General features: G+C 51.1%; 17 protein-coding genes and 8 tRNA genes. All 25 read right to left on the bottom strand.

The annotated features are described in order from the left end of the window. Positions 1 to 66 precede the first annotated feature (66 nt). The 25 genes from surE to GX016_08460 all read right to left on the bottom strand — a co-directional run bounded on the left by surE (position 67) and on the right by GX016_08460 (position 20,282). Positions 67 to 840, bottom strand: a complete 774-nt coding sequence (gene surE, locus GX016_08580) for a 5'/3'-nucleotidase SurE (protein HHT71608.1) — start codon at positions 838 to 840, stop codon at positions 67 to 69. Between the two features lie 403 nt (positions 841 to 1,243). After that, a complete protein-coding gene (fusA, locus tag GX016_08575) occupies positions 1,244 to 3,322 on the bottom strand; it encodes an elongation factor G (protein ID HHT71607.1) in 2,079 nt (692 codons plus the stop codon). Between the two features lie 117 nt (positions 3,323 to 3,439). Next, positions 3,440 to 4,483 carry a D-alanine--D-alanine ligase gene (locus tag GX016_08570; GenBank protein HHT71606.1) on the bottom strand — a complete coding sequence of 348 codons (1,044 nt, stop codon included), beginning with the start codon at positions 4,481 to 4,483 and terminating at the stop codon, positions 3,440 to 3,442. Positions 4,484 to 4,520: 37 nt separating this feature from the next. Beyond that, positions 4,521 to 4,769, bottom strand: coding sequence for a DUF2508 family protein (locus GX016_08565; protein ID HHT71605.1), 249 nt, complete (start codon positions 4,767 to 4,769; stop codon positions 4,521 to 4,523). Positions 4,770 to 4,954: 185 nt separating this feature from the next. Next, positions 4,955 to 5,323: an S-adenosylmethionine decarboxylase proenzyme gene (locus tag GX016_08560; GenBank protein ID HHT71604.1), complete on the bottom strand. Its 369-nt coding sequence runs from the start codon at positions 5,321 to 5,323 to the stop codon at positions 4,955 to 4,957. Between the two features lie 128 nt (positions 5,324 to 5,451). Further along, positions 5,452 to 7,665 carry a hypothetical protein gene (locus GX016_08555; protein ID HHT71603.1) on the bottom strand — a complete coding sequence of 738 codons (2,214 nt, stop codon included), beginning with the start codon at positions 7,663 to 7,665 and terminating at the stop codon, positions 5,452 to 5,454. Beyond that, positions 7,662 to 8,711, bottom strand: a complete 1,050-nt coding sequence (locus GX016_08550; protein HHT71602.1) for a glycosyltransferase family 4 protein — start codon at positions 8,709 to 8,711, stop codon at positions 7,662 to 7,664. Before GX016_08550 ends, GX016_08555 begins: the two co-directional genes overlap by 4 nt. Positions 8,712 to 8,818: 107 nt before the next feature. Further along, positions 8,819 to 8,895 (bottom strand) — tRNA-Pro (locus GX016_08545). 45 nt (positions 8,896 to 8,940) lie between these two features. Continuing rightward, positions 8,941 to 9,390, bottom strand: a complete 450-nt coding sequence (locus tag GX016_08540) for an ACT domain-containing protein (GenBank protein HHT71601.1) — start codon at positions 9,388 to 9,390, stop codon at positions 8,941 to 8,943. A 130-nt stretch (positions 9,391 to 9,520) separates the two neighbouring features. After that, positions 9,521 to 9,595: transfer RNA gene (locus GX016_08535), tRNA-Gly, on the bottom strand. A 5-nt stretch (positions 9,596 to 9,600) separates the two neighbouring features. Then, positions 9,601 to 9,676, bottom strand: a tRNA-Phe gene (locus GX016_08530). Positions 9,677 to 9,695: 19 nt separating this feature from the next. After that, positions 9,696 to 9,771 (bottom strand) — tRNA-Asp (locus GX016_08525). A 7-nt stretch (positions 9,772 to 9,778) separates the two neighbouring features. Next, a tRNA-Val gene (locus GX016_08520) sits at positions 9,779 to 9,854 on the bottom strand. A 7-nt stretch (positions 9,855 to 9,861) separates the two neighbouring features. Beyond that, positions 9,862 to 9,944: transfer RNA gene (locus GX016_08515), tRNA-Leu, on the bottom strand. Between the two features lie 6 nt (positions 9,945 to 9,950). Beyond that, positions 9,951 to 10,038: transfer RNA gene (locus GX016_08510), tRNA-Leu, on the bottom strand. A gap of 76 nt (positions 10,039 to 10,114) precedes the next feature. After that, positions 10,115 to 11,155: a nicotinate phosphoribosyltransferase gene (locus GX016_08505; protein HHT71600.1), complete on the bottom strand. Its 1,041-nt coding sequence runs from the start codon at positions 11,153 to 11,155 to the stop codon at positions 10,115 to 10,117. 77 nt (positions 11,156 to 11,232) lie between these two features. Next, positions 11,233 to 11,760, bottom strand: coding sequence for a lytic transglycosylase domain-containing protein (locus tag GX016_08500; protein ID HHT71599.1), 528 nt, complete (start codon positions 11,758 to 11,760; stop codon positions 11,233 to 11,235). 26 nt (positions 11,761 to 11,786) lie between these two features. Continuing rightward, positions 11,787 to 12,419 carry a dephospho-CoA kinase gene (locus GX016_08495; protein HHT71598.1) on the bottom strand — a complete coding sequence of 211 codons (633 nt, stop codon included), beginning with the start codon at positions 12,417 to 12,419 and terminating at the stop codon, positions 11,787 to 11,789. A 76-nt stretch (positions 12,420 to 12,495) separates the two neighbouring features. Beyond that, entirely contained in the window at positions 12,496 to 13,113 is a 618-nt protein-coding gene (gene ytaF, locus GX016_08490; GenBank protein ID HHT71597.1) for a sporulation membrane protein YtaF, read from the bottom strand. Positions 13,114 to 13,221: 108 nt separating this feature from the next. After that, the gene (mutM, locus tag GX016_08485; protein ID HHT71596.1) at positions 13,222 to 14,070 is read right to left on the bottom strand and encodes a bifunctional DNA-formamidopyrimidine glycosylase/DNA-(apurinic or apyrimidinic site) lyase; all 849 of its coding nucleotides are present in this window, start codon (positions 14,068 to 14,070) and stop codon (positions 13,222 to 13,224) included. 2 nt (positions 14,071 to 14,072) lie between these two features. Continuing rightward, positions 14,073 to 16,676, bottom strand: coding sequence for a DNA polymerase I (gene polA, locus GX016_08480; GenBank protein HHT71595.1), 2,604 nt, complete (start codon positions 16,674 to 16,676; stop codon positions 14,073 to 14,075). 154 nt (positions 16,677 to 16,830) lie between these two features. Beyond that, positions 16,831 to 18,069: a DUF4349 domain-containing protein gene (locus GX016_08475; protein HHT71594.1), complete on the bottom strand. Its 1,239-nt coding sequence runs from the start codon at positions 18,067 to 18,069 to the stop codon at positions 16,831 to 16,833. A gap of 14 nt (positions 18,070 to 18,083) precedes the next feature. Beyond that, positions 18,084 to 18,671 carry a sigma-70 family RNA polymerase sigma factor gene (locus tag GX016_08470; protein HHT71593.1) on the bottom strand — a complete coding sequence of 196 codons (588 nt, stop codon included), beginning with the start codon at positions 18,669 to 18,671 and terminating at the stop codon, positions 18,084 to 18,086. A 31-nt stretch (positions 18,672 to 18,702) separates the two neighbouring features. Beyond that, on the bottom strand, positions 18,703 to 20,052 hold the full coding sequence (locus tag GX016_08465) for a L,D-transpeptidase family protein (protein ID HHT71592.1): 1,350 nt from the start codon (positions 20,050 to 20,052) through the stop codon (positions 18,703 to 18,705). 143 nt (positions 20,053 to 20,195) lie between these two features. Further along, a tRNA-Leu gene (locus GX016_08460) sits at positions 20,196 to 20,282 on the bottom strand. Positions 20,283 to 20,354 lie beyond the last annotated feature (72 nt).

Below are 20,354 nucleotides of genomic sequence, written 5' to 3'. Positions count from 1 at the left end.
CAAACATTGTGGGTGGAATAGCTCATCACCACGATCCCCTCCACCCACATTCTACCAAGTCTGTAATTATGTGTCAATTTCGTTTTCCCAAGATCGTATCTGGTTGAGGCGCTCATAATCCGTTAAGTCCACCGCAACCGGAGTTATCGAGACGTATCCTTGTTCTACCATGGCAATATCGGTATCCACACTGCTGGCACCGGTCACTGGCTCACCGGCCAGCCAATAGTACGTCTGCCCGCGAGGATCACGGCGGGTTTCGAACACATTGCGATAGCGGCGAATTCCTAATCGGGTTATTCTTACGCCTTTTATGGCGGACCTGGATAGATCCGGCACGTTTATGTTGATCAAAGCGCGTGACAACGCCGGCTTTGTGATTAAGCGTTCGGCTACTGATAATCCTACCCGGGCGGCAAAACCATAATCGGCCTCAGGGTTCGATGTTGCCAAAGACACCGCCACTGCAGGTATTCCGTGCAACAACGCTTCCAGCGCGGCTGCCACTGTTCCCGAATAGAAAACATCTGTACCTAAATTGGACCCGCAGTTAATACCGCTAACTACCATATCCGGTTGTTTCGGCAGCAACGTAGTTAGAGCCAGTTTTACACAGTCGCCGGGAGTACCGTTCACTGCATAGGCCCATTTTGTACCAGCGTGCGTATCCACCTGCTGTACCCGGAGCGGTTTGTGTACTGTTATCGAGTGGCTGGACGCGCTGCGCTCTCTGTCCGGCGCCACCACTGCCACTTCGTGATGGGCACAAGAAAACTCTTTTGCCAGAGCCACTAATCCCGGAGCCTGGATCCCGTCATCGTTACTGAGGAGGACGAACATCAGCGGGCCTCCTGATTCCATTCTTTGTTAGGGCGGTTCACAATCTACACATAGGGGGCAGAGAGTTCCTGGCTCGTCCATCACCATGCCTAGAATAGAACACCTGAAAAAGGTAACACTCTGACCCCTCAAGGTAAAGTACTTTACCGGCTCAATATGAATGCACGGGCGGTTGGCCATGACGCGCGGAATCTTACAGCCGGCACATGCCCATTTAGCTGTGCTATCTGTTGGGGAAAACGTAGCCTTGCTGAGCTCGCAATGGACTTCTCCTTCCGACAGTACCTGAAAAGGACAATAATCCGTCACGCTACCACCCCCTGCGCAACAAGCTCTCTGTAGTTTATGCAGGGGATGAGACCGGAGGTGACTTTTACAGCTCAGCAATAATTAGGTTTCAGCACTAAGCCTGCTCTCTTTCCTCTCTGACCCGAGCGGCAATCGCCTCGGCTGTGCGAGCAGGAACTTCTTCATAATGGTCAAAAGACATCGTGAAACTTCCGCGCCCTTGAGTCAGGGAGCGTAAATCAATGGCGTACTTCAATAGCTCGGCCAGCGGAACTTGGCCTTTGATTACCTGAAAACTTCCTGTAGGCTCAAGTCCAAGAATTCGTCCCCGTTTGGCATTCAAGTCACCAATAACATCACCCATAAAGGCATCAGGTACCGTAACTTCAACATTCATAATGGGCTCCAGAAGAACCGGGCCAGCCTCTTCCGCTCCCTTTTTGAACGCCAGACTGGCTGCAATCTTAAAAGCCATCTCGGAAGAGTCTACTGGATGGAAGGAACCGTCCACTAGAATGGTTTTTATATCTACCACCGGAAAGCCTGCCAACACTCCCTCCTGCAGGGCTTCCCGAAGACCCTTCTCTACCGCTGGGATGTACTGTTTCGGCACCGCACCGCCGAAAATCTTCTCTTCAAACACAAAGCCACTGCCCTCAGGTAGGGGTTCTATCTCCAACCACACATGTCCGTATTGTCCGTGGCCCCCAGTCTGCTTTTTGTGCCTCCCTTCAACTCGCACCGGTTTACGCAAAGTCTCCCGGTACGGCACGCTGGGTGTTGCTGTAAGGACTTCCACGCCGAACTTGCGCTTCAGTCTATCCACCATCACATCTATATGCACATCGCCCATCCCCGACACGATCAACTCGCGACTTTCAGCATCTTTGCGCAAAGTCAGGGTCGGATCCTCCTCCATCAACCTGGACAGACCCGTACTCAGCTTGTCTTCATCGCCTTTAGATTTAGCCGTCAGGGCGACTGAGTAGGATGGCGCCAAAAACTCAAACCCCGGTAACATTATCTGCGTGTCTTTCTGGCCCAAGGTGTCACCGGTACTTGTCTCCTGAAGTTTAGCCACGGCCCCTATGTCACCTGCTGCTACCGCGTCCACCGGGATCTGCACCTTACCCCGTGGAATAAATACCTGGCCCACTCGTTCGGATTTTTCTCGGTTGGCATTATAAATGCTCCCGTCAGAAGACAAGCGGCCCGTGTAGACGCGGAAGTAAGTCAATTTGCCGACAAAGGGATCGGCCACTGTCTTAAAGGCTTGAGCTACTAGCGGCTGTTCGTCGTTACATTCCAGTAACACTTCCTCCTTAGTAGGCAGTGCTGTCGCTTTCACCGCTGGTCTGTCCTGTGGTGAAGGAAGATAGTGAATCATGGCATCCATCAGTAAACCTGCACCTTTGTTCAGATAGGCAGACCCGCACAAGACCGGAAACACCTTGCCGCTAAGGGTACCGTGCCGTAACCCTTGTATGATCTCGTCCTGGGTAAGCTCCTCCCCTTCCAGGTACTTCATTGTCAAATCATCGTCCGTTTCGGCAGCTGCCTCCACCATTTTTTCATGATAAGTTTCGGCCAGCTCCTGCAGTTCTTCGGGAATGGAACCTTCTTTAACTCCTCCGTTCTCAAAGAAAACTGCTTTCATGGTGATAAGATCAATAATACCCTTAAAATCAGCTTCGGAGCCAATAGGAACTTGCATTGCTACGGCATGAGGCGACAGCTCGGATTGGATTTGCTCTAAAACCCGGTCAAAATGGGCATTTTCGCGATCCAGTTTGTTAATAAACAAAAGACGCGGCAGGCCTCTTCTCTCAGCCAAAGTCCACATCCGGCCAGTGTTTACTTCCACGCCTGAAACAGCGCATACTACCACTAACGCTGCGTCAGCCACGGAAAGAGCTCCTAGCACCTCACCGATAAAATCGGGATAGCCCGGTGTATCCAGCAGATTAATCTTAGAATCTGACCATTCACACGGGAGAACCGAAGCATTGATGGTTATTTTGCGTTTGATTTCATCGGGATCATAATCCGAAACGGTATTCCCCTCATCAACTTTTCCCAACCTGTCGGTTCCACCGCTGGTATAAAGAAGGGCTTCTGTAAGGGAGGTTTTGCCGGCGCCTCCATGTGAAATCAGGGCTACATTGCGCAACTTATCCGCTGCATAGTCTTTCATCGTATCATTCCCCCTTTGCTAGTAAAGGCTCGAGCTGGCTTCTCGTCCTTGGTTGTATATTAATTCGGTAACAACGATCATTTCTCCTTCTAGCCACTGATATTAGCAGCCGGTTGACTATCTGCGTGAGATCGAAAACCGTTTGCGCTCAGCATAACGCTCCAAAGCTAGCTTAATAAGTCTGTCCAGTAAATCAGGATAGCTAAGTCCACTGGCCTGCCACAAGCGTGGATACATGGAAAAATTGGTAAAACCAGGTATGGTATTTATTTCGTTAACAATAATTTCCCCGGTAATCCGATGCAAGAAGAAATCCATTCTGGCCATACCACAGCAATCTACAGCTTTAAAAGCTGCTATTGCCAAGGCCCTCACTTCATCAGCAACCTCAGGTTCCAGTTGTGCCGGTATGACCAAATCAGATTTGCCGTCTGTATACTTGGCTTCATAGTCGTAGTACTCATTGTGAGGAATAATCTCACCCACTACTGATGCTTGCGGATCATCATTTCCCAGAACAGAGCATTCGATTTCTCGTGCCGGGATGAACTCCTCTACCACAAGCTTGCGGTCGTAGCCACTGGCCACTTCGATTGACTGTCGTAATTCTTTCTCATCTCTGGCTTTACTGATACCGACACTGGAGCCTAAGTTGGCTGGCTTAACGAACACAGGCAAACCAAAAGAATCAATGATATCCCGGCAGATCTCATCAGGGCCTTGGAGCCAATCGGGGAGTAGTATTACCTTATATCCGGCTAAGGGTAATTTATGGTCCCGAAATACGCTTTTCATGATCGCCTTATCCATACCTACACTTGAGCCCAAAACCCCTGCTCCCACGTACGGCACCCCGCACATTTCAAACAATCCCTGAATGGTTCCATCCTCACCGTAAGTACCATGCATTACAGGAAACACCACATCTAAAGATGCCAGTAATTCAACCGGTATGCAGCCGGCATCATCATCCCGCCCCTCACTTAGTGTTTCCCAAGGATTGCCGTTAGTAATCCATCTTCCGTCTCTGGTAACCCCTATCAGAACTGGCTCGTATTTATTCGATGGCAAGTATCTTATTACCGAAGCCGCCGACATAAGCGAAACTTCATGCTCTCCTGACTTCCCGCCGAAAACAATTCCCACTTTGAGTCTTGTCATTGTCGATCACCTCTTTCTCAAATTGTCAACAAGCCTATTATCCCTGCCGTAACACCGATTCGATGACTTCGGTACGGCTCATACGGTAGCCGTCTTTTCTTAGACAACGGAGCAGATAGACATAACGTAAACGGGCGGCTCGCTCCCAAAAAATTGCGAAGTCAACCAATTCCGGTTCAACTACCCAGGTAAAATACGCTTGAGCCAACTGCCAGTCGTCCTTTGCCTCCCTTACTATGTTTAAGTTAATATCCCCATGAAGTAGGAGTTCTGGGGTGGGCTTCATTTTTCCTTCCGCCCCCTTTGGCATTATACTGAAGCTTCTTCATCAGTCTACGCCCAAGAGCGATCGGATGTAACTTAATACAAGGTTATGTTCCTTAACATTAAATCTTCCTGGGAATAACTACCTCTTCCCTTGTTGCCAGCAAAATAAAAAACCCCTCGCCACGAGGGGTTGTCAGTAAGCACTCAAGTACACGCCGGCAGCAGCTGAAAAATGCCGCGCTTCACTTCTGTTGCCGTCACCTTGTCCGCGCCGAAAGCAGACACTATATAGTTATAGGCGTCCCAAGGATCCACCTCATCACCACAAGTAAAGACGTCCACAGCAGCATAGCCGAGTTCCGGCCAGGTGTGTATGGCCAAGTGCGACTCCGAGATAATGACCATCCCGCTTACCCCTTGGGGGCTAAATCGGTGAAATGCCACCTCACGGACTTCTGCGCCAGCAGTTAACGCTGCATCAACCAGTATGCTTTCCACAGTACCCACATCATTTAGAATCTCGCTGTCGCAGCCAAAGAACTCAGCCAGGATGTGACGCCCCAGTGCTTTCATCTCTCGCCCTCCCCTTCAAAAAGCTATAATTATCACCTAAGATTGTAGCAGACTATTGCGTTATGTCAAGATGAGCAAGAGCGATTATAGCCTTTAGGGGAATCCTTACAGCCAATTGCGCAATATATCTAATCCTTGCTTATTTTGGCACCAGTTTTGTCGCTACAGGGCAGTGCTATCAATATTAGCAAAACGGTAGGAAAAAGTAATGCAGTCGCTCCGGCCACCACTCCTGAATCGTTGGCAATTAGTGCCAGTATGGCCGCGATCACTGCACCTCTCAAACACCCAGTCAGGGTCGGTTTGTTGCGCTGTAGCCGCAGGCTACGACGGTATGGTCCAAAGAAAACTGTGCTCAAGGTCAGAATAAGCATAAGCAAAACGCGACTCCACAACGAGTACCGGACCAGTTTCAAATTCATACTGACCTTTCGGCGAAAGATACCGGCCAAAGCTGGCAGCCCTTGTTGTCTAGTGAGCTCGAACGCCTGTCCTATGTGTGAACTGTCTTTTGCCAGGTATCGGTCCGCTAGTACAAGAATCAGCAGGACAATGAAGCCCATAATCAAACCGCGCAACACTTCGCGCCAGCGAAGTTCACAGCTATCGAGCCACAAGTAACTCGCCCACGCCCCGCCGGCAAAAGCTAGAGTGCCGCCGGCATTGGCACCCAACCGGCTAGCACCGAGAAAATAGGATCCGGCCACTGCCACCACCAGCATAACTGAGCGAGCGGTCCGGATCTTCAGGCGCCAGTGCTCCAGAACCAGGCCCACCGCAGCCAACGAAGCACCCATGAAGATTCCCATGTATTCATTTCCCAGCCCATAGTAACGCGCACCGCTAATAAAACAATAGCCCAGCAAAGACGAACCCACCAGTCTTTGCTCACCGATTACATCTACCACCAACATAATAATTGTACTCGTCGCCACCAACCAAAACACAACCCGGTTAGAAATTGATCCATAAGCTGCCACCGTCGGGAAAAGAGCAATAGCCATTGTCACTGCCACCGTTAGTATTGGAGACAGAGGTGGTAACAGCGGCAACACCAGGAAAGCTAACGGCAGAGTGATGCCGGCCAACAGCAAACCCTGAACGGCATGGCTCAACAGGCGTCGGTGCAGTAAAGTAGCCAGGATGGATAAGGCCAGCGTAGCGATCAAATAGCCAATGAACAAACGGAGCATCAGCGGTCGCTGAACATAGCTGTAAGTTGCGCGTACCTCCAATGATGTTAAACCTTCCAGCTTCTTCTGGGCCGGAACGAGACTAATCGGTCGGCCGATGATTGAGTTGGATACGGGTAAACGAAAGTAGGCTAGTATGCTGGCTGGCACGTCAATGTTCGCCACTAAGCCCGGGCGGCGAGTGGTGGGCGAAACCAAGTACCCGCTCCCCATGTCGGGACCCCACACCGCTATCGGAGTGAGACCCTGGACCCGGGCCGAACCCTCCACCTTTGAGGAAGGGGATATAATCATAATTAGGCTCTCTGACGGGCTGAATTCAGCCAGTAACAAAGCTGTAAATTGATCCAGTCGCTTCAGTGCTTCCGCTCGCATGCTCGCGGCAGCAGCCGGTTCACAATAGGGGGCGTATTTCTCTACTCGGTAAAGGTCCGCCCATTCAACAGCAATAATATGCACCCGTTCTTTGTACCGCTGCACTGCGGCCAGGACTTTTTCAGTTGATGTCCAGTGCCCAAATGGTCCGCTTGGATCCCTGGCAAGGAGTTCCGGTCCGAGGTAACCATGAGGCACTGAACCGCTCCTGTCCATAAACATGTTCACCAGCGGCCGTTCCCACGTATCAGTGTCAGCGCAGCCGATCACTGCCGCAGTATAACCAGCCTCCAGTAAAGCGCTACCTAAGGCTCCCAGTTCAACTGTATAGCCTAGATTGTTGTTGGCCGCAGCCATGGAAGCAATGCCTGGCTGTACCACTTTTCCAGGGGGACCGTTTCCAAGTCTGCGCTGTAGCACTTCGAGCGCGGTACCGTCCTCGGTAGGAAAGTAATCCTCGGCCATGTATCCCGGTTGCCGGTCAATAACTTTGGCTCTGGCCCCTGTGCCTAAGGTTAGATAGGAGCTGGCCAGATTGGCTCCGCCGGCCACATTGTTATTTAAAAGGGCACAAGCTCCCTGGACAAAGACTGTCTCCACCTGGGGTACAAGCCCGCTGGTAACATCTGACAAAGTAAGGCCGTCAATACACAGTAGAACCAAGGATACCCTGCTCGTATTCTGCTGCGCCCAAGTTGCACCGGTAGAAACAATCAACGTCCCGACCACAAGCCCACATAGGTATAAGATCCCGCGAGCGCCGGGTTTGGTCATGCTTTTAAGGCCTCCCTGTAGACTCTCAGGGTAGAGGAAGTGGTGGCTGCAGCAGAAAAATGGCTGTGCGCTCGTTCGCTTGCAGCCATCCCTAACTGTTTGGCTATTTCCGGATATTGCAGCAGAAACATCATAGCCATGGCCAGTGCACCAGGCATTTTCGGCGGAACCAGTAATCCAGTCCCTCCGTGAACCACCACTTCGGGAATGCCTCCGGCCCAAGTGCTAATCACAGGTCGGCCCATAGCCATGGCTTCAATGTTAACCAGTCCCAGGCCCTCACGCACCGACGGAGTAACCAAGGCAAACGCTTCTTCCAGCAATCTGCCGGGCTCCGTCTTGTGACCGACAAATTCAACTGCGGCTGCGATATTTAACCTGCGGGCCAAATTCTCTAACTGGGAACGACTGGGGCCATCGCCCACTATTACCAAGCGTACATGCGGCCACCCTATTGCTTTTACCTGAGCCATGGCTTCCAGCAAAAAGGTAAACCCCTTTTCCGGTACCAACCTCCCGATACTAAGAAAGAGGGGCGTTCTGAGAAAGACATCAAAGGGTTGAGGCTTAAATCGTCCTAAGTCAATACCATTATAAACCACGGTAATTTTTTCCTCCGGGATACCCTGGGCAATTAGAGCCGTCGCCAGTGATTTTGATACGGCTATCACTCGATCCATCTTCTTAGTTAGCTGGCTGCTTCGGCATAAACAACTGGTTACACCAGCGGGGAAGTTATGAGCAGTGTAAATCCAGACACTTCCTCGGTCCTTGGGAACAGTCAAGGCTAATAAAGCAGCCAGTGCCCCATGGAAATGAACCACATCTGGAGCTAATTCTGTTATCAATGAGCTTAAAATGTACGTACAACTCCAGAATTGGATTGGATTGGCGCTCAAGGGCAAATTTGCCCCCCTCCAGTCAACATCCGTCTGCCCCCCGGCAACGAATACTTGATGCCCTTGCTCGGTCAAACCCGCAACTAGGTTAGCAACATGATTTTTCATGCCGCCCTGACATGATCTCACCACTAACAGAATTCGCATGACGTACACCCCAAATGGTCAATCACTACCTTATATAAGATTGACCTTTGGGCTTAGACTTATACCAAACAAAAAAGCAGCCATCTGGCTGCAGATAAACATTTCACTGGTCGGAGTAAGCGGATTTGAACCGCTGGCCTCTTGCACCCCAAGCAAGCGCTCTACCAAGCTGAGCTATACCCCGACTGCAATTATTATTGTACACTTTTTTTACCGGAAAATCAAGAGGCTACTCCTGTCCAATGATCTTGGTCTTGCGAACACCGTCAATGCTTGTTAACGATTGCAGTAATCTTTCTATGTCCTCTAACATGTCTCCGGTTTCGATAGAAATCGACACATCGGCCAATCCTTGAAGCGGTAGCCCTTGATTTATTGTTAAGATATTCCCCTTACTCTGAGCAACACGGCCCAGGACTTGCGACAGTACACCTGGTTTGTGTTCCAATACGAAATACAAAGTGACAATTTTCCCCTGGCTGAGTTCGTAAAAGGGGAAAATATAGTTACGATACTTATAATAGGCTGCTCGGCTCAAACCTACCTGCCCTACGGCTTCATTGACAGTGGAGCACAAGCCGCGTTTAAGAAGTTCCTTGGCGCGAATTGTCTTTAACAGGACTTCAGGTAGAGCCTCTTCGCGCACCAAATACAACGTTCCTTCCACGTCTTTGCCCATATTTCTCAGCTCCCTGTGTTTAGGCCAGGCTTATGGCTGCATGTGCTGTGGACATTATACCATGGCCAACCCAAAAAAAATAGCCCCTAGCCGCTTGGGAGCTGGCCGGTTCTACTTAAACCCATAAAAATGGAGCGGAAGACGAGATTCGAACTCGCGACCCTCGCCTTGGCAAGGCGATGCTCTACCACTGAGCTACTTCCGCTTAAATGGTGCCGCAGGGCAGAATCGAACTGCCGACACGAGGATTTTCAGTCCTCTGCTCTACCGACTGAGCTACCGCGGCAAACCAATTGTTATAGAATTGGCGGAGACGATGGGATTCGAACCCACGATCTCCTGCGTGACAGGCAGGCATGTTAACCGCTACACTACGCCTCCGCACTATTGGTGGGCGAAACAGGGCTCGAACCTGTGGCCTCCTGGGTGTGATCCAGGCACTCTCCCAGCTGAGCTATTCGCCCTTGTTGGTGGTGTCGGAGGGGGGACTTGAACCCCCACGGTTGCCCATACGCCCCTCAAACGTACGCGTCTGCCGGTTCCGCCACTCCGACTCTTGTTGGTGCCGAAGGAGGGACTCGAACCCTCACGAGCGCGCAGCCCATGGCGCCCTGAACACCACGTGTCTACCAATTCCACCACTTCGGCCCGTTCGGCAGCACTGCCGCCGAGCACATTTTGATTATACCATAAGTAACTCTAATGTCAATACACAGCCTTAAGGTCATAGCTGTCGTTTCAGTTTCGGATTATCGGTTATTCCCGGTATTCGCCCTCTCTTGGCTATCGGTACCCCGTTCACCACTTTCAGATCCATGGTCATATCGATGGGCGGTGCTGCCGTTACATAGCTACCCACACCAAACGCTGCTGCCCCAGCCGCCTTAAGCTCAATAATACGTTCCGGGTTTAAACCTCCGGATACCATGATCTTGACTTGTTCAAATCCTTTTTGATCCAAACGTTGGCGCACTTCAAAGACCAACTCAGCTGTTACTCCGCCGCGTTCTCCGGGCGTATCCAAACGCACACCGTGTAAACGATCTCCTAAAGCTTCAGCTACCATAAGTGCTTCCTCGGCCTCGTCCCGGAACGTATCCACCAACACTATTCGCGGCGCATCCGGCGGCATTACCTTATCATAGATATTGGCTACTTGTACAGTGTCTCCCATGATAAGGATTACCGCATGAGGCACGGTTCCCACCGGTTCCAAACCAACGAATTTAGCCGCCAAGATACAGCTGGCGCCGTCAAAGCCACCGATAATAGCGGCTCTTTCCATTACAGGTGCCACGGCTGGGTGCAAATGACGAGCCCCAAAGCAATAAACAGGAGTCTCACCGGCAGCCCGTTTGCATTCGCGAGCTGCTGTAGCCCACCCACTGGGGCTGGCCATACAACCTAGAATGACCGTTTCAAACAAGCCAAACTCATCGTAAGCTCCTTCAATGCGCATGATGACTTCCCGACTATCAAATTCTTCTCCTTCATCAAGGGAGCTCATTTTCACGTCTTTGTCGGCCAGCAGCCGTTTCACGTCTTCCACTCCAACAAAAACACCGCTCCGCCGAGCAAACACCTCGGCTATCACCGGTGTTCCACCCAGCCCCATATGATGCAGTAATTCGTAGCTGCGGACAAAGTAGATATCCGTTGTTGCTCCCCTTAGAATCTCTTCATGCGTGGCAGAATGAAATAAGCGGTCCGATTCAGGCTTAAAATTGCGCACGCGTTCCAAGCTAGTCATTTCTTGCACTATCATTTGCCCTTTCACTCCCTTAGACGTGGATCGGAACCTTCACTTTCTATTTCGACTTTCCCAGCTAATAACCTCTTCTCTTAACGATAAATCCGCTGATACCAATAATAATTCCTTAACACCTTCTGCACATACGATCTTGTCTCCGGATAGGGAAGATCCGAGAACTTAATCTCGGTGGCCTGTTGATCCTTGGTTTTGAGCCAGCGTCGCACGTGGCCGCGCCCGCTATTGTAAGCAGCCAGCGACAGTACAATATCTCCGTCAAACTCTTCGAGCAGCCCGTGCAGATACCAAGTCCCCACATGAATATTAACCTCAGGATCATAGAGCTTGTCTACGTCAAAATCAACTAGTCCCATCTCAGCAGCTGCCCAAGCTCCGGTCTCCGGAACAATTTGCATTAGCCCCAGCGCGCCTACCTCCGACTTGGCCCGGGGAAAAAACTTGCTCTCGGCCCTAATCACAGCTGCTAGCAACAAAGGATCCACATTGTACCGGTGGCCATATTGCTGAAGTAGCGGCCGATAATGAACAGGGAACAGCAGCCTTAGCGCACCTTGAAACCCTACCAATACAATTACGCTCACCAGGAGCATCCGGAACAAAAAACCTGCCCACCTAGACCTGAACATTAATCTCGATCCTCTTTTTCCGCCCAGGCAGCCACTACAGCAGCCACAGCCTCTTTTACTTGTGCCAAAGTCTCCTGCTTACTACCTGTATTGTCAATCACCCGGTCAGCCCAATTACATTTGGAACGAAGCGGCAGTTGGCTCCGTAGCCTTTCTCTGGCCTCTGTTCCCGTCAAGGCGTCTCGTTCCATTAGACGCTTTACCTGTGTCTCCTGGTCCACGTATACAACCCAAACCTCAGCCTCAGCAATACGTCGGTCACTTTCAAAATAGAGCGGAATTTCCGCTACCACCAATGATGCTGATTCTCGGGCCATCCGCAGTCTTTCGTCAAGTAAAGCCCAGATGCGCGGATGGGTAATCTTCTCCAAGCAGCGGCGGGCCTCACTGTCAGCAAAGACCAAGGTACCCAAACGCTGTCGGTTCAGTCCGCCGTCAGAAGTCAAAACCGACCGGCCGAAAGCCCCGACGATCTCACCCCAGGCCGGTGTGCCTTGTTTCACAACCTCCCGGGCCAACTCATCAGCTGAAATCACTTTCGCACCCTGATCAGCTAGCATGTTAGCAACTGCACTCTTCCCGCTGGCTATCCCCCCGGTTAGGACAATAACTGGCGCCTTGTTCCTGGACATTCATCCTCCCCCTGAACAGATACTATTCGTCCTCAAGAGGTCTCTTCCCTGCTGATTGGGAAAATTTAGCCGCATCTTACAACAAACGCCAACCGCCGAGGAGTATAAGCAGCACTCCTGGCACCAGATCTACCCATGAACCTTGTGCCAGTTTAACCCGTCGTCCAATATATAGCCCCAGGTTCAGCGTAAGCCAAGTTAACACCCCGGCCAGCAGAGAGGTGGTTGCCGGTGAAAAAGCCACCAGTGCGGCCCCAAAGCCGGCACCTAGAGAATCTATGGCCAGTGCAATGCCCAACAGCAAGGCCTCGGCCCCGCCGATTTCGCCCGATGAGTCAAGGTCCGCTTCCATAGGTTCTTCTGCTACTCTAATAACCATTTCCAACGTTGTCATCTGCTCCGGCCGCAGCCGACAGTGCATTCGTCGGCGCTCACTTTGACGTACTCTTCGAAAAGAAAAAAAGCCCATAAGAATCAACATGCTGCTGCCCACAAGGTGACCTCTCTCCCCCAGTAACAGACCTGCGCCACGCCCGGCCAACATACTAATTAGCATACCTAAGGCAGAGACGGAACTGAGCAGTACCAGTGAAACAGGAGGCACGGCTAATTTCTTTAGTCCGTAAGCAAAGCCTACCCCGAGACTGTCTAAACTCACAGCCAGCACTAACACCAAAGTGGAAAGCCACGCCATACTGCAACCTCCTTGATCTGGTTCAAGCGGTCTTTAGCAGTCTATGCGCTGGCTTTCGCCGCCGTGACAGTTGTGGATTCCGTGTAACTCATCACCTCTATAATAACCTTAGTCTTTAAGGGCTATGCCCTTTAAAGGCTGGCAGTGTGGACAATAAACAGTGCTTCTGCCGGCCAAACGACACCCAACAAGTTCTGACCCACAATGCTTACATTTCTGCCCTTTACGACCGTACACCAGCAACTGTTGTTGGTAAGACCCAGGGGCACCGTGGGCATTGACATAATTACTGATGGAAGTGCCGCCCTGGACAATACCGGCGAAAAGTGTTTGCCGAATTGCTGCCCACAGTGCTTTTACTTCGGTAACAGAGAGTACATTAGCAGGACGAAGCGGATTGATACCCGCCTGAAACAAGGTTTCATCAGCATAAATATTCCCCAAACCGGCCACTGCTTGTTGTCCCAAGAGCACGTTCTTGATCGGTGCTCGGCGACAAGCCAATGCCTGTTGCAAACCCTCCAGTGTAAAAGCCGGGCTCAGCGGCTCCGGTCCGAGTACAGATAATGGTCTCCAGCTAGACAGCTGATCGGCGGTCAGAAGAGTAATCTGGCCCAAAGCCCGGACATCCCTAAAATGCAGCTGGGCCGGCAGTTGCAAACACAGAACCAGTCTTGTATGAACTCCCACTGCTTGTCCCGACGGATAATACAGCAACTGACCAGTCATTCGCAGGTGAATTGCCAGTACCTGATTAGAACTGCAAAAAAACAGTAGGTATTTTCCTCGGCGCGCCAATCGTTCAATGATTCTCCCTTTCAGGCGGCAGGAAAGTTCTGCCGGCGTAACGTTCCGCAGTTGACTGGGCCGCAAAACAATGACCTCCGTGATTTCTTGGCCTGTAACATGAGGTTTAAGACCTCTTCTGATGGTTTCAACTTCCGGCAACTCAGGCACGCCTATACCCTCCTGACCTCATACCAATTAGGCCCCAGTTTAATGTCCACTTCCAAGGGTACGTTCAGGGGCATTGCGTTTTCCATGTGTTCTTTTATCAGGGTACAGAGAACTTCGATTTCCTCCGGCGGTGCTTCAAACACCAATTCGTCATGTACTTGCAGAAGCAAGCTACTGGTTAGTTGCTGTTCCTTCATTGCCGCCGCCACCTTGAGCATAGCCACTTTTATGATATCTGCCGCCGTCCCTTGTATGGGGGTGTTAAGAGCCGTCCGCTCAGCAAAGGAACGCTTGGTGAAGTTGCGTGAGGTAATATCGGGGAGATAGCGGCGCCGATTCAATAAGGTCGTTACATAACCCTTGAGCCGCGCTTGTTCCACCGTGCGCCTCATATACTCCTTCACTCCCCGATAACGCCGAAAATAACCGTCGATATACTCTCGGGCCTCTTCCCGCGACACGCCGGTATTTTGAGCTAGGCCAAAGTCGCTGATGCCATAGATAATCCCAAAGTTTACCGCTTTGGCCCGATTGCGCAAATCCGGAGTAATTTCTTCCGGTAACAGACCAAAAATTTCCGCTGCCGTGCGAGTATGGATGTCTTCACCGCAACGAAAAGACCGTTGGAGCACCGGGTCCTGGGACATATGAGCCAATACCCTCAGTTCTATCTGGGAATAATCGGCACTGACAATCTGCCATCCTCTCTTTCTGGGGCCAAATGCCTGCCGCAATCGTCGCCCTAGCGCCAATCTGATGGGAATGTTCTGCAGGTTGGGATCTTGGCTGCTCAAACGGCCGGTAGCTGTTACTGTCTGGGTAAAGGTGGTATGGATGCGCCCAGTAGCAGGATTTATTTGATTCTGCATGGCGTCCACATAAGTTGATTTTAGCTTTGCCAACTGGCGGTGTTCTAGAATCAAAGGAATTACCGGATGAGCACCGGTCAACTCATCCAACACAGAAGCATCGGTGGAATAACCTGTCTTAGTCTTTTTCTTAGCCGGCAGTCCCAGTTTTTCGAACAGAATAAAACTCAATTGTTTGGGCGAATTCAAGTTAAATTCCTCTTCTACCAGAGCATATACCTGCTGTTCGACTTCCTCCATCCGAGCTCCTATGTCCAACCCCATGTCGTGCAGTTTTTTCTCGTCCACACAGATGCCTGTTTGCTCCATTTTGGCCAATACATACGTCAACGGTAGTTCCACAGTTCGATAAAGGTCTTCCAGGTTATCGTCTTTAAGATGATTGCTGAGCACAGGCACCAATTTCAACACTGCCTGGGCCTGAGCACACAAACAGGCTTGATGCACCTGAGGGGAAGCATCTTCGGTCTTCAGCTCTCGGGGCAAATCCACACCCAGATACTCCCGGGCCAATCGGTCGATGCTGCGCCCGTCTAAAGTTGGATTAAGAAGGTATCCGGCTAAAAGCACGTCGTCTACCGGTTCGCTCACTTTAAGGCCTGCTGCCAGCAGCTTTAAGGCTGCTTTAAGATCGTAAGTGGCCTTGGCTACATTGCTATTCTCCAGGAACAAGCTTAAGGCCCCCGCTGCTTGCCAAGGTACATATGCAGTTCCTGTTTCGGTGGCCACAGCCACGCCTTGTGGCTCCTCTATTTGCTTATCAGCTACATCCAGAACGAAACCGAATCTGTCAGCCGCTGTCTTCTGCAACCAGAGGGTAACCTCCGGTTCCGATTGTAAAAGGCTGTAGTCAGGCAGCAGATCGGTGCTGGCAGCAGCTTTCCGGACCGATTGAGGAAACATACGTTCTAATAGACTATGAAACTCTAATCGGCGAAACAGTGCATCTACCTGTACAAACTGCGGTGATTCTACCCGGCATCTATCCCAGTTACAAGTCACCGGCACATCACAGCAAATAGTAGCCAGTTCCCGGCTCAATAATACCTGCTCCCGATACTCCGTCAGTAATTGACGCCAACGCTCGTTCACTTCCGCTAGGCGGTCATAGATATTCTCCACCGATCCAAATTGCTGCAACAACGCCGCAGCTCTCTTAGGTCCAATACTGGGAACTCCCGGAATGTTGTCCGAAGCATCGCCGGTCAATGCTTTGTAATCAGGCACTTGTGGCGGTGCCACCCCAAGCTTAGCCACTACTCCGGTCGGATCCAGCAATTCCAGCTCGGTTATTCCGCGTCGGGTGAGCAGTACACTCACCTGTTCGTTTACCAACTGCAAAGCATCCTTGTCTCCGGTGACAATAAGGACTTCCCAGCCTGCCTCAGAGCCCTTGGCCGCCAAGGTGCCGATAATATCATCGGCTTCAAAGCCCTCCTGCTCAAAGTAAGGCAGGTCAAAAGCCACCAAAACCTCTCGCACCAAAGAAAACTGTGACGAGAGATCCTCCGGCGTATGCTCGCGCTGAGCCTTGTATAAGCTATAGCGCTTGGTACGGAACGTTTCCCTGCTCTTGTCAAACGCCACCGCCAACAAAGCCGGTTCTTCTTGCTCCATAAGTTTCAAAAGCATGGTTGTGAATCCATAGACAGCATTGGTCTGCTGTCCGGACACAGTTGTCAGCGGTGGTAGCGCATGATAAGCCCGATGAACAAGACTATTTCCGTCAACCAAAATTAATTTTGTACCCACAGGGTCACCCCTTATCAGATAAAAGCTTGATTCTTTTAGTATTTCACCATCAAAGGAACAAATCCTTTCCCCTAAAGGAAAAACCCTACCCACAGCAGGGCAGGGTACTTATGGAACAACTTCTGTTTGATCCTTCTACTTATCGCCACCTGTTTTGAGAGCGCCGCCAAAACAGCCAAATGAGGGCACCCACACCTACACCTACCAGCACAAAAGGTAACGCTGCTACCGACCATACCACCGCGCTGCTGACATAGCTAAGCAACAGGTTTATGCTGCCTGTAAAGGCACGGCTCAAGCGACCGATCAAACCGTTTTCATCAGGCATCTGCACCGTTGTTACGGAACGCGGCCTTTCTCGTAACTCCACATCAACCGTAGACAATTCAACTTGATCATCCAAGTAGCGCAGTCGACCGGTCAAAGCTTCTATCTCGCCTCGTACCCGTTCCAGCTGGCCTTCCACTTTAAGAATATCTTCCACCGTCTTAGCTTGGTCCAATATAGTAAGCAAACGTTCTTCTTGCCGAACCAGGTTGCGACGACGTGCATCTACATCTACGTATTCTTCGGTAACATCCTGGCCTGTTGTTCCTTTATTTTGCACATCACCTAACGTCTCCAACTGTGCCAACACATTGTTGAATTGGTCAACTGGGATACGCAAACTATAATGAGCACCGCGTGCGCTGTCCTGGCGGAACATGTTTGAGCTTTGAACAAACCCTCCACATTCCTTCACCGCTGCCTGTATCGAATCTACCGCCGTATCCAGTTTCTCAACCAGCAAGACAAGATGGGCCGTCTGAATGATTTTTCTCTCGGTATTTACCGCCGAAGCTCCACCTGGTCCCCGATCTATTTCCTCTGCCATTTCTTTTGTGGTAAATACATCAGCATCCGGCATCATATACATTGAAGCCCTTTGGTCTGCCGGTGCTGCTTCGCCTGCAGCCGGTGATTCGGTGGCAACAGACCCAGCTGCTCCATAGTAGGCCTCTTGTTTAAGGCCCAATCCTGGGCTCACTACAGCTTTTCCGATCAGTACAGCCGCTATCAACACCGCTGCCGCTGCCGACATAGTACGGCCCCAGCGCCTCCAAACTCTCTGCCAGCCCATTGTTAGCCGTTGAGTTGCAGCTAACGGCGGCGAATCGCTAGTTGCCCACACTCGTGCCAAAATCTTGTCCTTCAGTCCTGATGGGATCGCCACGGGTTCTAAACGACGAAGCCAGTCCACCGTCTGTTCCAGGGAAGAAAGCTCCGCCCGGCAGGCAGTGCAGGTCTCAATGTGTTCAGCTATAAGCTTTAATTCGGAACCAGATAGTTCCCCGTCCAGGTAAAGAGAGAGTCTTTCTCGTACTGCCCGGCAGTCCATGCTTCTTCCCCTCCTTACCCGTTATAGACGTTTTCCGGGAAAAAAAGTTCCCGTTCTGACATAAGTTTGTCCCTCAAGGCCTGTCGAGCTCGGCTAAGTCTAGATTTCACGGTTCCCAGCGAGCATTGTAGTACCTGAGCTATTTCCTCGTAAGACAGTCCCTGGACATCACGCAATACCACCGTTGCCCGTTGCTCCAAAGGTAAGGTGGCAATCGCTTCTTGTAAGCGCTGCCAAACAACGCCCTGTATACACATCTCAGCCGGCCCGGCCGCCTGATCTGGGAGCTCCGGCGCCGGCCCGTCCGGTGCAGTATCCAGCGACACAACTCGCCGGTTCCTTCTAGCCCGCAGCTCATCGTAGCAAACATTGGTGGCAATCCGGTACAACCAGGTGGCAAAACCAGACTCGCCCCGAAAACTGTTTATTCGCAGCAAAGCCCGATAAAACGCTTCTTGAGTAAGGTCGGACGCATCGTCCGGATTACTCACCAGGCGATAGGTAAGGTTGTATATCTTATCCTGGTAACGCTCCATCAAAGCGGCAAAGGCTTCCTTGTCGCCTTGACGAGACTGCTGCACCAAGATTTCATCCGGTACCATCTTACCTACCCCCCTAGAGAACAGTTGGGACTTAATTCAACTTGGCAGGGTCAAATTCCTGCTCCTGGAAATAAATATCAGAATGTGAATCCACCGGCACAAGGCCTTGTTCGTTTAGCGGTGTCTGGGCCGTACGTACGATTTCTATTTGCTTCTTGTCCGATAAGATTATAACATTAACCGGTAAAATTTCGGTTAAAGTTTCCGCAGAAACGTAAAGTTCGCCACCAACCAGTTTCCCTGGCCATTCTGTGCCTTGGCTGTCTACCACCGCTGCTCGCTCCGGCAGAGTCGCTACCGCAATTTCCTCCCAGGCTTGGGTGATAGAAGCCACGGGTAACCAAATTCCTTCCTCATCGGCCCAAGCCCCGCCGGCCAATTCCAGCTTTTCCATTGTGATCAGCCACACAGACAGTTTCAGCATTTGTTCCGGTTCATACCAATGACTCCTAATACCTAGTTGCTTTTCTAAATCGCCTAAATGTACAAACGACTGCCCTGCTTTCACGTACGCCGGTAACACAGCCGGACCGGATACCACCTCTCGTCTTTGAGGATCCCAACTCACAGGCAGGTTGAAAGCCTCTAAGACGGGGCGTGCTGCCACCAACGTCTCCCCATTTTCAATCACAGTCTCAATAATCAGCTCTCTTTTACCCGCTTGAACCTTCATTCCTAGGCAAACAAAAACCGGAGCTGACCTAGTGCCGGCAATAGCCGCCCCAATACATTCCCGGGTAAAATAATCCGCCAAACCAAAGGCTTTTAGCTTTTCCCTGACCGAATCAACTGTTGTGGAGCCGCGATTATAGATATCCGGGTAAAAGACCAGATGCGTTTGTCCGGTTGTAGGATCCACCACCACGTCGCTAGTCTCGTACCTGATCTGAAGTTCAGTCCCCAACGATATGCAGCCAAACAACTCTTCCACATCGGCATTGTGCATCCGTACACAACCCAAGGATACCGCCTTGCCAATAGAACTCGCGTTGTTGTTTCCATGGATTCCGTAGCCGTTGGGCAAAAAGCCCAGCCAGCGGCGACCCAGCGGGTTGTCTGCTCCAGGCGGTACCGGTTTGCTGCCATCAGGTGGATACCAGGTCGGATTTACCACCTTGCTGATTATCCGAAACTTCCCCACCGGCGTCGGCGCGGAAGGCTTTCCCACTGCCACTGGATACGTTTTTACTACGTTGTCGCCGGCCAGTACACTGAGCGTATAACTGGGAATGTTTATCACCAGTTTTGTCGCTGCAGATGCCGAATGATGGGCCAAAACAGAAGAAGCCAGCATCAGCACCATTATCCCAGCCAGGGCTGTAGACCGGCCTAACTCTATCCACCTCCTTACTTTGATAGCGTTTGGGAACAGCCTTAACACAGCATCACACTCCTTTCCTGCCTTCGCCGGAGTATATGCTGTGGCCTTGTAACCTATGACTTCTTAATCAACCTCTTAAACAGCTAAACAAAAAAGACCCTTCGTTTCAGTAAACGTAAGAGTCTCCTCATGTTCAGCTAAATTGGTGCCCGAGGTCGGGGTCGAACCGACACGTCCTCACGGACAACGGTTTTTGAGACCGTCCTGTCTGCCTGTTCCAGCACTCGGGCACTGTTATCGTTAATGTCGACGTCCTCATTTTAGCATACACACGCTTCTCTGGCAAGAGTACCCGAACATTC

The sequence above is a fragment of the Bacillota bacterium genome, from assembly GCA_012837285.1.
GTDB lineage: Bacteria > Bacillota > DTU030 > DUMP01 > DUMP01 > DUNI01.
This window is presented reverse-complemented; position numbering and strand designations above follow the sequence as displayed.

Excerpts from the sequence above, each read along its gene's own strand:
- GX016_08475 (HHT71594.1), bottom strand. The coding sequence starts at position 18,069 with ATGGACTGCCGGGCAGTACGAGAAAGACTCTCTCTTTACCTGGACGGG.
- GX016_08470 (HHT71593.1), bottom strand. The coding sequence starts at position 18,671 with ATGGTACCGGATGAAATCTTGGTGCAGCAGTCTCGTCAAGGCGACAAG.
- GX016_08540 (HHT71601.1), bottom strand. The coding sequence starts at position 9,390 with ATGGGCAAAGACGTGGAAGGAACGTTGTATTTGGTGCGCGAAGAGGCT.
- GX016_08555 (HHT71603.1), bottom strand. The coding sequence starts at position 7,665 with ATGACCAAACCCGGCGCTCGCGGGATCTTATACCTATGTGGGCTTGTG.
- GX016_08495 (HHT71598.1), bottom strand. The coding sequence starts at position 12,419 with ATGTCCAGGAACAAGGCGCCAGTTATTGTCCTAACCGGGGGGATAGCC.
- surE (HHT71608.1), bottom strand. The coding sequence starts at position 840 with ATGTTCGTCCTCCTCAGTAACGATGACGGGATCCAGGCTCCGGGATTA.
- GX016_08550 (HHT71602.1), bottom strand. The coding sequence starts at position 8,711 with ATGCGAATTCTGTTAGTGGTGAGATCATGTCAGGGCGGCATGAAAAAT.
- fusA (HHT71607.1), bottom strand. The coding sequence starts at position 3,322 with ATGAAAGACTATGCAGCGGATAAGTTGCGCAATGTAGCCCTGATTTCA.
- GX016_08570 (HHT71606.1), bottom strand. The coding sequence starts at position 4,483 with ATGACAAGACTCAAAGTGGGAATTGTTTTCGGCGGGAAGTCAGGAGAG.
- GX016_08565 (HHT71605.1), bottom strand. The coding sequence starts at position 4,769 with ATGAAGCCCACCCCAGAACTCCTACTTCATGGGGATATTAACTTAAAC.
- GX016_08560 (HHT71604.1), bottom strand. The coding sequence starts at position 5,323 with ATGAAAGCACTGGGGCGTCACATCCTGGCTGAGTTCTTTGGCTGCGAC.
- GX016_08505 (HHT71600.1), bottom strand. The coding sequence starts at position 11,155 with ATGATAGTGCAAGAAATGACTAGCTTGGAACGCGTGCGCAATTTTAAG.
- ytaF (HHT71597.1), bottom strand. The coding sequence starts at position 13,113 with ATGGCGTGGCTTTCCACTTTGGTGTTAGTGCTGGCTGTGAGTTTAGAC.